General features: G+C 38.8%; 12 protein-coding genes. 7 read left to right on the top strand and 5 right to left on the bottom strand.

The window, feature by feature from the left end; genetic code table 11:
- Positions 1-104: 104 nt before the first annotated feature.
- The 3 genes from V7K48_RS27795 to V7K48_RS27785 all read right to left on the bottom strand — a co-directional run bounded on the left by V7K48_RS27795 (position 105) and on the right by V7K48_RS27785 (position 2,964).
- Complete coding sequence (locus V7K48_RS27795) at positions 105-458, bottom strand: 2Fe-2S iron-sulfur cluster-binding protein (protein ID WP_335077404.1); 354 nt, start codon at positions 456-458, stop codon at positions 105-107.
- A 13-nt stretch (positions 459-471) separates the two neighbouring features.
- Positions 472-2,631, bottom strand: coding sequence for a Tex family protein (locus V7K48_RS27790; protein ID WP_335077402.1), 2,160 nt, complete (start codon positions 2,629-2,631; stop codon positions 472-474).
- A gap of 153 nt (positions 2,632-2,784) precedes the next feature.
- Entirely contained in the window at positions 2,785-2,964 is a 180-nt protein-coding gene (locus V7K48_RS27785) for a hypothetical protein (protein WP_335077399.1), read from the bottom strand.
- Between the two features lie 84 nt (positions 2,965-3,048).
- Here V7K48_RS27785 and V7K48_RS27780 point away from each other — a divergent pair, with 84 nt between their 5' ends.
- From V7K48_RS27780 to V7K48_RS27750, 7 genes are all read left to right on the top strand, one after another.
- A complete protein-coding gene (locus V7K48_RS27780) occupies positions 3,049-3,402 on the top strand; it encodes a hypothetical protein (protein WP_335077396.1) in 354 nt (117 codons plus the stop codon).
- A 1,915-nt stretch (positions 3,403-5,317) separates the two neighbouring features.
- Positions 5,318-5,701 carry an EamA family transporter gene (locus tag V7K48_RS27775; protein ID WP_334974783.1) on the top strand — a complete coding sequence of 128 codons (384 nt, stop codon included), beginning with the start codon at positions 5,318-5,320 and terminating at the stop codon, positions 5,699-5,701.
- A gap of 33 nt (positions 5,702-5,734) precedes the next feature.
- On the top strand, positions 5,735-6,091 hold the full coding sequence (locus tag V7K48_RS27770) for an EamA family transporter (protein WP_335077394.1): 357 nt from the start codon (positions 5,735-5,737) through the stop codon (positions 6,089-6,091).
- Positions 6,092-6,177: 86 nt separating this feature from the next.
- Positions 6,178-7,482: an NAD(P)/FAD-dependent oxidoreductase gene (locus V7K48_RS27765; protein ID WP_335077392.1), complete on the top strand. Its 1,305-nt coding sequence runs from the start codon at positions 6,178-6,180 to the stop codon at positions 7,480-7,482.
- Between the two features lie 45 nt (positions 7,483-7,527).
- Complete coding sequence (locus V7K48_RS27760; protein WP_335077390.1) at positions 7,528-8,352, top strand: glycosyltransferase family 2 protein; 825 nt, start codon at positions 7,528-7,530, stop codon at positions 8,350-8,352.
- 811 nt (positions 8,353-9,163) lie between these two features.
- Complete coding sequence (locus tag V7K48_RS27755) at positions 9,164-10,636, top strand: TldD/PmbA family protein (protein ID WP_335077388.1); 1,473 nt, start codon at positions 9,164-9,166, stop codon at positions 10,634-10,636.
- A 144-nt stretch (positions 10,637-10,780) separates the two neighbouring features.
- A complete protein-coding gene (locus V7K48_RS27750; RefSeq protein WP_335077386.1) occupies positions 10,781-12,121 on the top strand; it encodes a TldD/PmbA family protein in 1,341 nt (446 codons plus the stop codon).
- 61 nt (positions 12,122-12,182) lie between these two features.
- Here V7K48_RS27750 and V7K48_RS27745 read toward each other — a convergent pair whose 3' ends face one another.
- Both V7K48_RS27745 and V7K48_RS27740 read right to left on the bottom strand, forming a co-directional pair.
- Positions 12,183-13,175, bottom strand: a complete 993-nt coding sequence (locus V7K48_RS27745; RefSeq protein WP_335077384.1) for a pentapeptide repeat-containing protein — start codon at positions 13,173-13,175, stop codon at positions 12,183-12,185.
- Positions 13,176-13,231: 56 nt separating this feature from the next.
- Complete coding sequence (locus V7K48_RS27740) at positions 13,232-14,194, bottom strand: hypothetical protein (RefSeq protein ID WP_335077383.1); 963 nt, start codon at positions 14,192-14,194, stop codon at positions 13,232-13,234.
- Positions 14,195-14,275 lie beyond the last annotated feature (81 nt).

The raw sequence follows: 14,275 nt of genomic DNA, 5'->3' as shown, positions 1-14,275 counted from the left end.
GACTTACGCAAAAGAGATCCCCCAACCCCCTTAAAAAGGGGGCATTCGATTCTAGTTTCCCCCTCTTAAAAAGGGGAGTTAGGAGAGAGTGCGCGAAGCGCACGCTACGCGAACGAGGTTTCAGATTTTCCCGACTCAGGCTTATAGTAAAGGGCTGATTTATACAAGACTTGTTCTTGATGGGTTTCTAAAGTGCAATCAGACAAGGGGTAAGTTACACAAGTAACAACATAACCAGCCTGTATTTCAGTTGGGCGTAAGAATTTTTGCTCACTTTGATCAACTTCACCGCTAATAAGTTTGGCGACACAGGCAGAACATTCACCTTGCTTACACCCAGAGGGGAGGCGGATACCAGTATCTTCTGCCATATCGAGAATATATTGATCATCTGGTACTTGAATGGTGCGATCCAATCCAAGTGTAGGATTGATGAATCGAACTTGATAAACTGCCATCTGCTGTTTCTAATTATTGTTTAACTGCTTTGATCGACAAACTAATCCGCTTGAGTTTCTCGTTAATTTCTAGCACCTGTACTTTGACTACTTGTCCAACTTTGACAACTTTGTTGGGATCGTCTACAAATCTATCAGCAAGTTGGGATATATGCACCAAGCCATCTTGATGTACGCCGATATCGACAAATGCGCCGAAGTTGGCCACATTCGTGATCATTCCCTCTAGTTCCATTCCCACCTTTAAGTCCCTGATTTCCTTAATTCCTTCTTTGAAGGTGGCATACTTAAACTCAGCACGGGGATCTCTACCTGGTTTTTCCAGTTCGCTAAGGATGTCGCGCAGTGTAGGTTCACCGACGCTATCGGTAACATATTTCTTCAGGTTGGTCTTTTTAAGTTTTTCAGCAATTTGTGTGACCTGATTTAATGGCACATTTAAATCAGATGCGATCGCTTCTACTACAGAATAACTTTCTGGATGTACAGCTGTATTATCTAATGGGTTGTCACCGCCGCGAATCCGCAGAAAACCCGCTGCTTGTTCAAAGGCTTTTGGCCCCAGCTTCGGAACTTTCAAAAGTTGTCGGCGATTTTTAAAGGCTCCATACTGGTTGCGATAGGCAACAATGTTATTGGCAACACTTGCCGTAATCCCAGAGACAGAAGTTAGAAGTTCTTTGGAGGCGGTGTTCAAGTCTACGCCGACGTAGTTAACGCAGCTTTCTACAGTGTCATCCAATTTCCTTTTCAACAACTTCTGATCGACATCGTGCTGATATTGTCCCACACCAATGGATTTGGGATCAATTTTCACCAGTTCCGCTAAGGGATCTTGCAAACGGCGGCCGATGCTAATTGCACCGCGCACGGTAATATCTAAATCGGGAAACTCTTCTAGCGCTACAGTACTTGCAGAATATATAGATGCGCCAGACTCATTCACCATCACCTTAACTGGTTTGCGTTCTATGGTTTGCAATACTTGCATGACAAATTCCTCTGTCTCGCGGGAGGCTGTACCATTACCAATGGCGATTAATTCTATCTTGTACTTTTCAATCAGATTTTTGACAGTTTGTGCTGCTTTGAGTCGTTGTTCAGCCGCTTGGTGGGGAAATACCGCTTGGTATTCCAAAAATTTTCCAGTTTGGTCGAGGACTGCAACCTTACACCCAGTTCTAAATCCAGGGTCTATCGCCAGTGTTGGTTTCATTCCTGCTGGTGCAGACAGCAGCAACTCCCGCAGATTAGTTTCAAATGTCTTGATTGATTCCATATCTGCATAAACTTTATTCTCAGAAATTACCTCCCCCATTAGAGAGACTTTCATCAAACGATTGAATGCATCTTTTAGCATTGACTGATAAAAATCCCGAATTGTCCGAACTTTGGTTTTAATTTCTTTCGACTCAAGATAGTAAAGTACCGTATCTTCATCGAAAGCAATTTCAAAGCTTAATACTTTCTCAGTTTCACCCCGACACAAGGCCAGCATATTGTGGGGTGCAATATTTTTAACACGAATTTGATAGTTACGGTACATCTCAAATTTGGTTGTACCTTCGGGATAATCATCTTTAATGCGGGAGACAAATACCCCTTCTTCTAAAAGATAGTCGCGGATATATGCGCGTAATTCCGCTTTTTCAGCTACTTCTTCCGCCAAAATATCAGCAGCACCTTTGAGCGCTTCTTCTGCTGTTTTTACTCCCTTGGTTTGGGAAATATACTTAGCCGCTTCTTCTTCCAGAGAAGCCGTTGCAGCATTTTTTAGATTTAGCGACTTGATAAATTCCGCCAGTGGTTCGAGTCCTTTTTCTCTGGCGATGGTGGCGCGGGTGCGTCGCTTTGGTCGATAGGGTAAGTATAAATCCTCAAGTTCAGTTTTTTGTAAGCAGGATGAGATTTTGGCTTTGAGTTCATCTGTAAGTTTACCTTGGTCAGCGATCGCATTTAAAATCACCGATTTTCGTTCTTCCAGTTCTGTTAAATAAGTATATCGATCGGCCAGTTCACGTAGTTGCACTTCATTCATCTCATCGGTGCGCTCTTTGCGGTAACGTGCAATAAACGGAATTGTTGCACCCTCCGCCAAAAGTTCCAGCGCGTTTTGCACCTGATGGGGTTTGAGGTTTATTTCAGTTGCCAGTAATTGAGGAATGTTCAGCATTGGGTGTCTAAAATGAAAAAATGAAAATGCTACTTCTAAAGGTAATATGCTAGATCCTTATCCTGGCGCAAGGCCAAAGTTTTAAGCTAATTTACCAGATGATTACTCCAAGAGGGCAATTGGCGAAATAGACAAAACCCACCTACGCAAGTTTTAAACCCTTTCAATCCACGTAGGTAAACGAGGTTTGTATAGCATAGCGTAGCTATGCTGAGTCGAGACGGCAGAACAAGTGTCACCAAAAGGATTGTGTGTTTCTACAGTTAAAGCAAGCTGACGCGCAGCATCAACTACAGAAGAAGGAGTTATTCGCCAAGCTGTTGGGCGCTTCATCTGTCGCAATCATTATTCCGATTGGTGTAACATACGACGTTGTGTAATCTTGATTTTCTATAATATTTATTTCGATCGACTGTTGTGGCTAAAACCTTATTGGATGTAAGATTAACCAAAATTCCAAAAACAATTTTAATTTGTTTTATAAGCACAACAGCTTTTAGTTCAGAGGTTAATAAAATGCCTTTGTTTTTCTTGATACCACTGTGTACGGCTTTAGCCACTGGCTACTTATTTAAAAAGAGTACTGATGAAATTGCATATCTGGCAGGTGTATTTGCAGCCATTAGCTTGATTTTAACTTTAGTATTAGCACCCTGGCAGATTCAGTTTGGAATGTTAATTATTGTATTAATAATTACCAATAGACTTTTGCAGGAAAATGAGTCCAAACAAACTGAAGCTATAGGAAAACAACCTAAAGTAATTAAATAATACCAACTACTAGGAACTAATTTTTTCTCAACATTAAACAGCTGAAAATTATCAGACAGTTAACCCAGTAATATCCTAAAAATAACTTGGTAATTTTTTATAGTAAATTCTGCTGTGTGATTATGATCTTGACCACTTGATACTCGCTTTTTAAATAGAATATTTCCTAATTATGGCAAGCTTGATCTTCTGCTTCAGCCCTTGAATGCTATGTTAGGTTAGTTATTGTTGAGCTTTTGCATCTGTCAGGCAACGCCAACTTTTAAAAGTATACTTACAATCAATCGTTGTAAGCTGTTCTATAAAAACCAAAGCATATATTAGGCACTCGTGTCACCCACCCCACAAGAAATGTACAATTTCAGATTATGCAAACTAGATGTAGTTTAGCTGATCAAATAAAATTTGATCAGAGAATTCATAAATAGGGTCTTCCGATTTACTTAGTGTCTGAATTAACCCTCAACTAAGCTTTGTCTGAGATATCTGAATTTGAAGATTTTCCTGAATAATGCCATCTATGATTTATTCTGTAATTAGTGTCTTATTGTGCTACGGCGGGATATTGTTTACATTGTTGTTCAAGTTTCAATTCTGCTTGATCAAACTCTTAGGTTTGCACTTCTAGAGTTTGATACTAAAAATTGCTACTTCTGCAAGTTTATTAGCCAGACTGACTTTTCATGGTAGGTGGAAAAAGTCATTTTCAGGATTTCCCAAGCCCTGATTTTTCTGTAGATCATTTTCATTAATTCATAACTATTGACGAATAAGGCTGTGGAAAAAGCCACACTGTCTCGTGGTTTGAGGACTTACCCTGAAAAGTCAGATGAACCAGAAAGTGCTTCATAAATGTACAAATCCTTAAAAATAAAAATTCATCTAGAGAAAAATTTTGATTTTATGAAGTTTCTGTTTAAGTATATTTTCGGTAAATAAAGTTTTGATGAAGTATGGCGATAAATTTGCAACACACTTTTCTCATGGTATTCTAGTAAGTGATTACATGTAACAATAGATTTAAAGAGAAAACTCTAGTAAAAATTACATGTAATGAAGAACAATCAAGCAAACATAATATTGAATTATGTAAAAACATCTCAACTTTAATCTGAATCAGCCAACGCTAGTTTACATTAGCCGTTAGTATCGTCAAAAACTTAATTTTAGACAGTGATTAAAGTCCCCCAGAAAGCTGTAAAACGCATTACTGTAGACTGATTCATCTATAGTTTCCGCAGCCAAGCAGATTTCTGTTACTTATTTTACTCATTGTGTTTCTATTCTATTCCCAAAAAAGCACTTATACACACTCAATTTGAGTACAAATTTTTATTAATCGGCTTAGTTATCAGCCGAGTTTACAGATATGTCTGTGAGCCTGGAGAAATTCTATGGTATATGAGTGAATTAATAAACTTTACTGGAGAAAATTAAGAACATTTATTAATCCAGTTAAGTTAATCTCCTATCTCTGCATCCACTATGACCTAGATATTGCGATCGCACTAAAATTAGTGTTGAAGTATAACTGGCTGATACGGGTGATTTCTGCAATTCACAGTTGGGCAAAGCTTTAATTGATTGTGCCAATTACCAAACAAGAAAACTGGTTTGTCTGGGAGTATAACCTAGTAAACTAATTTAGCGTATTTACTCTGATCATATCGAACGCTGCCATGATCAAGCAACCATTCTGGAAGTTGCATAGTATTTAGTTGCTAACTCTAGGACATGAGCTTCAACGGTCATTTTGAGATCAGTTCTTTTAACATGACCTTCCTAATTTTGTTGTCTGTTTACTGAAGTGGAGGTTGAATTGCACAGAAGGTGTGACCGAAATCCGAAATGTTCACAACAACGGGCTGTTTACTGTCTGGTTCATACCTCTTATTTCAATTGAGGCAAATGTACTATGAAATCTATCTCGCAAATTTCAAACTTTAAAATAATTCCTTATATCATCCTGTTTATCAGTATATTATTTAGTATCTCTGGACAATTGCTAATGAAGCATACCATGAGTCAGACAAATGAGGGACTATTTACTTGGATATTTCTTGAACAATTAGCATTAGCTGTTAGTGTTTATTGCTTGGGAATAGCAAATTGGATATTGGCTCTGCGATCTGTAAAATTGAGTATTGCTTATCCACTAACTAGTTTAAATTATGTTGGTATACTTTTCGGTTCATACTACTTTTTTAATGAAGTGATTACACTAACTCGAATAGCAGGAGTGATCACAATTTTTCTGGGTGTTCTTTTAGTGGCTATTCCACTGAAAAAGTCTATATGAATTTATAGTAAATTCCACAAAAAGCATTGACAAATGAACATCATTACTTGGCTACTTTTAATGCTTGTAGTTTTATTCGGAACAGCAGCTAACCTATCACTAAAATATGGACTTTACATTTCTAGCCCTACTAAGGGAGCAAGTGCATCTATCCGAAATCTGTTATTCTCTCGTTATTTTTTGATTTGGTTTATCTGCTATACATTTATGACTATATTGTGGCTTTATGTATTGCGGACAATTCCTCTGAGTCAAGCATTTCCAGTTCTCGGATTAATGTATGCACTTATACCGATTACTTCTTACTATCTTCTAAAAGAGCAGGTTCTATTTAGCCAGTGGTTAGGAATTTCCATTATCATAACTGGTGTAGTTCTTGTTGTACATTAATAGCTCAAAATGCAACCACCGAGGTTATTAATATTAAAAGCCTCTGAAGAAAAATCTCAAAGACATCCCTACAAAAATCTAAATTTATGAATATAGGTATCATTGGCGGGGGTATCACTGGGCTAGTATTAGCCCAACGTCTTTCACATCAAGGACATATAGTAACTGTCTTCGATAGCAATAAGCAGCTTGGTGGACTTACCACCTATCATGATTACGGGTTATTTACCTGGGATCGCTTTTATCACGTTATCCTCCCTTCTGATACTCACTTAATAAATTTTCTTAGAGATGTTGGTCTTGGAGATAAACTGCGTTGGCATCGAAGTCTAACAGGTTTCTACGACAATCAAAAATTTTATTCTATTAGTAACACTATAGAATTTCTGCGCTTTCCTCTGTTTGGACTTATAGGTAAAATCAGATTAGCTTTTACTCTCCTGTATGGTTCACGCCTTAATAACTGGCGGCGCTTAGAGAAGATTTTAGTTGAAAATTGGCTATTGAAACTCGGTGGGAAAAACACATACGAAAAACTCTGGAAACCCTTACTTCTATCCAAATTAGGAGAGAACTATAAGCGAATATCAGCAGTTTTTATTTGGGCTTATATCAAACGACTATTTTCAGCGCGAGATTCTTCACTAAATAAAGAACAACTTGGTTATGTCTCAGGTGGTTACAAAACTGTTTTTGACCATATAGAAAAATTAATTTATGCGGCTGGAGGTCATATCCATACAGGTGTTGCAGTGGAATATATCGCACCTCATCCAGGGGGTGGAATGTGGGTAGAATATCAGGGTAAAAAGGAACATTTTGATAAAGTCATTTTTACTGGCCCAGTTAATATTCTGCAACAGGTTGCCGCCAATGAACTGGTGAAAGTTTCAGATACTGGTGAAACAGTAGAATACCTGGGTGTAATCTGCATGGTACTTATTACTCGCAAGGCTCTAGTTCCTTATTACGTAGTAAATATTGCCGATAGAAATGTTCCCTTTACTGGAGTCATCGGTATGAGTAACCTAGTTTCTTTACAGGAAACAGCAGGATATCACATGACATTCCTACCAAAATATATACTTTCCACTGACCCGCTGTTAAAACAGCCTGATGATGAATTGCGCCAAGTGTTTTTCCAGGGAATACGTTTGATGTTCCCCGAACTCAAAGCAGATGACATTGTGGCAGCCCACATTAATCGAGCTATTAAAGTACAGCCACTACAAGTTTTAGATTATTCAAGTCTTGTTCCAAAAGTTAGTACTGAAAACGATGATTTTTTCGTCGTCAATACCTCACAGTTTGTTAATGATAGCGTCAACAACAACGCAGTTGTGCGACACGTTGATGAATTTCTCCAAAAATCAACATTACTAAATTCTTGAAATTTGAGTAATGGTATTTTATTTTGAAAATCACACGAGGTCTTTATGAGTCTTTTTGTTCTTTTACCCGCATACAATGAACAAGAATCAATTCGCCCCTTGTTCAAAAGGTTTCAGGCATTGCAGGAAATTTCTAATATGGAGATAGAACTGATTCTTGTTGATGATGGCAGTAGTGATAAAACTGCTCAGACTGCTTTAGATGAATCTCAATCACTAGGAATATTACTGAAATTAGTCCAACATCCCAAAAATGCTGGTTTAGGTCAAGCAATCAAAACAGGTTTCACGACTTTCTTAGAAATTTCTCAGGAAGGCGATTTTTTAGCCGCGATGGATTGCGACAACACTCAACCACCAGAACTGTTAATAAAGATGTATGACACTATGATAGCTGGCAGCTATGATATTGCGATCGCATCTAGATATCGAAAAGGCTCTAAAGTCATAGGCTTATCAAAATTTAGAGAATTGATGAGTTATGGAGCCAGCTGGCTTTTTAGAATTGCAGCCCGTGTACCAGGAGTAAGAGACTACACTTGTGGTTACAGGCTGTATAACCGTACTTTTGCCAGTAAACTGGATATGTATTATGGGGATAGTTTATTCACTGAAAGTGGATTTGCTTGCATGATAGATTTACTGCTGAAAGCCAAAGTGCTCAAACCAAAAATTATAGAAATTCCAATGGTTTTGAGATACGATCAAAAGCCGACTGCCAGCAAAATGAAAATTATTAAAACTATTACTCGAACCCTAAAGCTCCTGTTTAAGAATCTAACATCGACAGGACAAACTACCAATTTAGGTCTGACTTTCAATGAGCAAGAAACAACAAGAATTCCACTTAAAATCGCAAATCGTAAATAAACTGGAGAAGGAATAAACTCTCAGGAAGAATTAACTGAATAGAAAAATGGTAATTTCTCAATGGTGTCATTCTAGGAATGAGCAAAGCAGAAATCAAAAAGAAGTTTAATGAAATTGTTGCTTTTGCCAATATATGTGGTTCTTGCTTCCTATACTTTAATAAATTGGAAGCAGTCTAATACTGCCTTCCAATTATGTATGAATGTTTTCACTTTCTGGTTTGCTGATTCTCTGAGGCTAAAATACTACATTCAATATTGCAACTGATTCTCTAAACATTCTTTTCATTTATTACCAGGGTGCAACTATCCCATAAATAATTTGAATATTTTGCTTCATACCAAGGTCAGTAACTGCGACAAGATATCGTAATAACGCATCAACATCCTTTTTTCTGGTATTTGTGCGTTAAATTCTCTTGGTTCACATACATAAAAAGATACATCTGTAATCATTTGGAAGGGGGAGTTAAGACGTGCTTTCAGGTAGTCGGCTACTGTAGCACGCGGTGTTTTGCTGCTCAATGAATGTAAAGGTAAAACAGTCCCTGCGGATATTAGCAATGCTGTGGAACTTTTTACCCCTATTGTCGCAAAATGAAACTGTATTCTCGACTCTACATGAAGTGCGATCGCTCTCGAAAGGGTGTTACTTACAATATTTCACTGACCTTTAAGGGGGGAGTGAGTTTCCCAGGTGAGGAAACCCCTACTACTTAATTGCCGACTGTGGCTTTCACTCATTTGTTAGACTGAACACACCAGGATTTTTCAGTCAAATCTCTGAATTACGCCAGCAGACGAGGCTACCCATGCTTACAAGTACGCTACTTCTCTCAAATCAACTTCCCACCCTCCAATATTCCTCTACACCAGAGCGTTTCGATGAAACCTGGGAAGCCCCTCTGGCTACCCTCTTGGGACTAGGACGCGCCGCTGGTGCTGACTTCATCGAATTATTTTTAGAGCGTCGCAACTATATTAGTTGTCTTGCAGAAGACGACTCCATCACCAGTATTTCACCCAGTCTGTCTACAGGCGCGGGAGTCAGAGTATTTCGCGGCAAAGCTGACTGTTATGTCAGCACCAATGACATTTCTTTTTCCGGTTTGAAAGCAGCCTTAGAAAAAGGTCTTTCTATACTGGGATTGCAACTACCCGCTCCTAAAGCTTTCATTCCAGAAATCAACTTGGAATTACTCAGAGATTACGCCACCAAAAGAGGTAAAGATGCATGGCTACCAGTGTGTAGCTCCATCCGAGAAATGGGAGAAGTCCTCCTTGATGGTACTGCTCACTTGAAGCAAAAAGCTAGCCACGTCCAATCGCGCCGTGCTACTTATTTCCGGGATTGGCAAGAAGTTTTAATCGCCGCCAGTGATGGTACTTTTGCCCGTGATATTCGCCTCACCCAGTCAGTAGGATTTAACCTGTTGTGTGCTGATGGTGCTAATCGTACCTCAATTGGCGATCGCGCTGGTAATACTAGCGATGCCAACTTCTTGAGAACTTGGGATTCTCAACAAGCTGCTGAGAAAATAGCAGAATCCGCTGGAAAAATGCTCTACGCAGATTACGTAGAATCAGGTACTTACCCGATTATTATGGCTAATCACTTTGGCGGCGTAATCTTCCACGAAGCTTGCGGACACTTGCTAGAAACCACTCAAATTGAACGCAATACCACTCCCTTTGCTGACAAAAAAGGCGAAAAAATTGCTCACGAAAGTTTGACAGCCTGGGATGAAGGACGCTCTGAAAATGCCTTCGGGACAATTGATATGGATGACGAAGGTATGCCCGCTCAAAGAACCCTATTAATTGAAAAAGGCGTTCTCAAAAACTTCTTAGCAGATAGAACAGGTTCTGCACGCACCGGACACCCCAGAACTGGAAGTGGCCGCCGCCAAAATTATACCTTTGCCGCTGCTAGCCGGATGCGTAATACTTATATTGATTCTGGCGAATACACCAATAATGATTTATTTGCCTCTGTTGATAAAGGTATTTACTGTAAAAAGATGGGTGGTGGTAGCGTTGGTGCTACAGGTCAATTTAACTTTAGTGTTGATGAAGCTTATTTGATTGAAAATGGCAAAATCACCAAACCTTTAAAGGGAGCAATTCTTATCGGTGAAGCCAAAGAAATTATGAACAAAATTTCTATGTGTTCTCAAGATTTAGAAATTGCACCAGGTTTTTGTGGCTCCGTCAGTGGCAGTATTTACACTACAGTTGGACAACCTCACATCAAGGTTGATTCTATTACCGTAGGTGGACGATAATCTCGTCAACTCGTTCCCAGGTTCCACCTGGAAACGCCTTCTTCGTGGCTCTGCCACTATTTTATCTGAGGAGGCAGAAGCCCTCCAGTATTACACTCCCAGGCTGAAGCAGGGAGCGAAAAAATCCCAAATCTAAAATTGACTATGCCGAATATCAATGAGATTGCAAATTCTGCCAAGGATAATGCTGATAAGCTTGGTATTAAGAAATTTGACATTTATGGCTCAACAGTAGATGACACTAGCGTGCAAGTAGACCAAGGTGAGCCAAAACAAGTCAAAGCCTCAAATCGCTCTGGTGTTACTGTTCGTGTCTGGAATGAAGATAATACAATGGGTATCACCAGCACCACAGATGTAGATCCCAAGGGACTAGAATTAGCTTTGAAAACTGCCTATGAAGCCAGTTTCTTTGGTGTTAAGGAAAATGTCCCTGATTTTAGTCCAGAAGCTACTGTTACTATTGCCAATAAACCTCAGGATAATACACCCCAAGCACCTGTTGCTGAACTCATAGAAAGATTGTTGGTAGCTGAAAAAGAATTACTGGCAGCTCATCCAGCAATTAAAGGTGTGCCTTATAACGGGTTATCGCAAAGAGATATTGACAGGTTTTATCTTAATAGCGACGGTGCAATCAGAACTGAATCTCACTCCTTATCATCAGTCTATCTTTACAGCAAAACTGAGGAAGAAGGAAAAAAACCTCGCAGTGCAGGCGCTTTTAGAATCAACCAAAGTTTAGATAAACTAGATATCAATGGTTGCATCAAAGAAACCGCCGATAAAACTATCAGTCACTTAAACTATGAAAAAATCAAGACCGGTAAATATCGAGTTGTTTTCTCAGCGGAAGCTTTCTTAAGTCTATTGGGTGCTTTTTCTAACTTGTTCAATGCCCAAAGTATTTTGGACAATCAAAGCCTATCTACTCCCGATGATTTAGGTAAGCAAATTGCTTCTCCTCTGCTTTCAGTTTTTGATGATGCACTGCACCCAGCTAACGTTGGTGCAGAAAGTTTTGATGGTGAAGGAACTCCTACTCGTCAGATTTCGCTGATTGAAAATGGCGTTTTAACAAGCTTTCTCCATAGTGCAGGCACTGCTAAAAGGTTAAATGCCCAGCCAACAGGTAATGCCAGTATTGGTGCAAAAGTCAGCGTCAGTCCCAATTTTTATCACGTTTTTACAACAGCAACTTCTGAACAGGAGTTGAGCTTAGAAACTGCTGAAAATGTGATTTTTATCGATGATTTACAAGCTCTCCATGCTGGAGTTAAGTCCTTGCAAGGTTCGTTTTCTTTGCCGTTTGATGGTTGGCTAGTTAATAAGGGTGTCAGGACGAGTATTGAGTCAGCAACTGTTGCTGGCGATTTCTTGGAACTCTTAAAGTCAATTATTTATGTAGAAAAAGATGCGGAGTTAACGCCAGGGGGAGTGTGTCCGAAAATCTGGGTTAATGAACTGTCGATTACTGGTGAATAAAAGTTAGTATTTGGGCAAGACCTACGATGATAAAATAGTGGTCATTGCCCATGCTATATTTTTAGTCATTAATTGTTCCATCAGGCATTATTGCACCACGCAAATCTGCACCCGTCAGATTTGTACTACTTATTTCTGCTCTGATCAGATTTGCCTTACTTAAATTGGCATCAGTCAAGTCTGTCCTAGCAAGATAGGCATCAACCATGTCTGTTTCAGTCAGGTTAGCCCCACGCAGGTTAGCCCGACTTAAATCAACTCTATTTAGCCTTGCAAAACTCAGGTTTGCTCCACTCAACTGGCATCTAGTCAGTTTTGCATCTGCCATAATTGCACCATACAAGTTAACACCTGTAAGTTCGGCGTCAATGAGATTTGACCGTTGCAGTTTAGCGTTCATTAGGTTAGCACCTTTCAAATTAGCACCCCCGATGTTAGTATCTGCTAGAGATGCATTATACAAAATCGCTTCACTCAAGTTGGCATCACTTAGATCGGCATAACGTAGCGTTGCCTCACTCAAGTTAGCACCACTCAGATCAACTTTAGATAAGTCTACACCAGTTAAATCAGCGCCCCGCAGGTCAGCCTTATGCAGGTTAGCACCTCGTAAAGTAGCAGAGTACATTCTCTTTTCTTCTCGCAGGTTAGCACCACGCAAGCACGCACCAGTTAAATTTGCACCACTCAAATCTGCACCTCGCAGATCAGCATCCATCAAGTTAGTATCTAGCATATACGCCAAAGTTAAATTGGCATTACGCAAATCAGCACCCTGCAAAGTTGCACCATGTAAATTAGCATCATGCAAGTTGGCACTGATTAAACTTGCCTGATTTAGGTTCGCGCCACTTAGCTTTGTACAAACTAGATTTGCTTTATTTAAGATTCCCCGATTTAGATAGCTAAAAATTAGGATGGCATTACACAAATCTGCCTGATTCAAAGCTATACCGATCAAATCTGCACCAAACAAATTTACCCCATTTAAGTTGACCTCAATAAATTTTGTTTCTCCATTTCTATATCGCTTAAGAAGTTCATTGGCATCCATATTTTTCCTATTTCAATTACTACAATCTTTCCAAATCTTCCCAGGAACAAAAACAGTCAAAAATTGCCATTATTGTTTTTATTGAGCGGATCTGTGGTTGGGGTTGCTATAAATTGACAAGTATTATTATCCTTGTTGTCATCCTTGAGTGCAATTTTCTGCTCAGGATTAACTAGTGTTCTAGCTTCTAGAGATGAATCGCTGTTAAGCGGTTGATATCGGTTGGTGCTGGATGACATATTGCTATATAAACCTTGCATAGATTGGATGATTGCACTAGCTGCTTGAATATTTTCATCCGGCTTGCCTAGAGATATAACAGCACTATTTAGTTTAGATTCAAGCTCTCTGATAGTTGGACAAGTATCAAATAATCTCAGCAATAAATCATCAAGTTTTTCAGCCTTCAGTTTCAACCAGTCTTCTTCATTGAAAGTAAACTTCTTATAAAGCGCAGAAAATAGAACTATTTTAGCTCTAAGTGGGTTAGTATACTTCATAATATTTTGCCGTAAATCAAACTGATTATATTGATGTTTTATTTGACTGTTTGGAGATTTATCTATAGAATTTGATAATATTTGTCCAGAATTATAAAATATCTGTTTCTCTTGATGAGGTTGATTTAATAATATTCCTGTTGATTCTTCTTGATGAGGTTGGTTTAATAATATTCCTATTGATTCATCAGGCGTTATATATAGCTTCTGCATTTCCTGAGAAATAACACTGGCGATCAGGGCGTATTCAGCTTGTTTATTAAGGGTTTTTACAACTTTAGATAAAGTATAATTTAAGTTATTTATACTTGGATTCAATCTGCATAATTCTTGAATTAATTCTTCTAATTTAAACCTATCTAGCGTATCTTCATCATTCTCCCAAATATTTTTACAAGCCGAGTAGATTAATTTTTTTATCCGTTTTGAGTTCTCATGCTGTTCTAAATTTTTAGTTACCGCATCAAGGCTAGATATAGTTTTCATCGGCAAATCTCCGGCATAGCCCTCTTCTGTCACTTTCCGGAATAAGCAAGTAGTAAATAAGCTAAATCATCCAGAAGCATAACAGGGTTTAAATTGATTCATGGCAGCAATTAA

Source organism: Nostoc sp. (assembly GCF_036919615.1).
Classification (GTDB): Bacteria; Cyanobacteriota; Cyanobacteriia; order Cyanobacteriales; family Nostocaceae; genus Nostoc.
The sequence above is the reverse complement of the archived record's forward strand: the minus strand, read 5'-3'. Positions and strand labels throughout refer to the sequence as shown.

Coding starts and splice junctions, on each gene's coding strand:
- V7K48_RS27795 (WP_335077404.1), bottom strand. CDS start 458: ATGGCAGTTTATCAAGTTCGATTCATCAATCCTACACTTGGATTGGAT.
- V7K48_RS27790 (WP_335077402.1), bottom strand. CDS start 2,631: ATGCTGAACATTCCTCAATTACTGGCAACTGAAATAAACCTCAAACCC.
- V7K48_RS27785 (WP_335077399.1), bottom strand. CDS start 2,964: ATGAAGCGCCCAACAGCTTGGCGAATAACTCCTTCTTCTGTAGTTGAT.
- V7K48_RS27775 (WP_334974783.1), top strand. CDS start 5,318: ATGAAATCTATCTCGCAAATTTCAAACTTTAAAATAATTCCTTATATC.
- V7K48_RS27770 (WP_335077394.1), top strand. CDS start 5,735: ATGAACATCATTACTTGGCTACTTTTAATGCTTGTAGTTTTATTCGGA.
- V7K48_RS27765 (WP_335077392.1), top strand. CDS start 6,178: ATGAATATAGGTATCATTGGCGGGGGTATCACTGGGCTAGTATTAGCC.
- V7K48_RS27760 (WP_335077390.1), top strand. CDS start 7,528: ATGAGTCTTTTTGTTCTTTTACCCGCATACAATGAACAAGAATCAATT.
- V7K48_RS27755 (WP_335077388.1), top strand. CDS start 9,164: ATGCTTACAAGTACGCTACTTCTCTCAAATCAACTTCCCACCCTCCAA.
- V7K48_RS27750 (WP_335077386.1), top strand. CDS start 10,781: ATGCCGAATATCAATGAGATTGCAAATTCTGCCAAGGATAATGCTGAT.
- V7K48_RS27745 (WP_335077384.1), bottom strand. CDS start 13,175: ATGGATGCCAATGAACTTCTTAAGCGATATAGAAATGGAGAAACAAAA.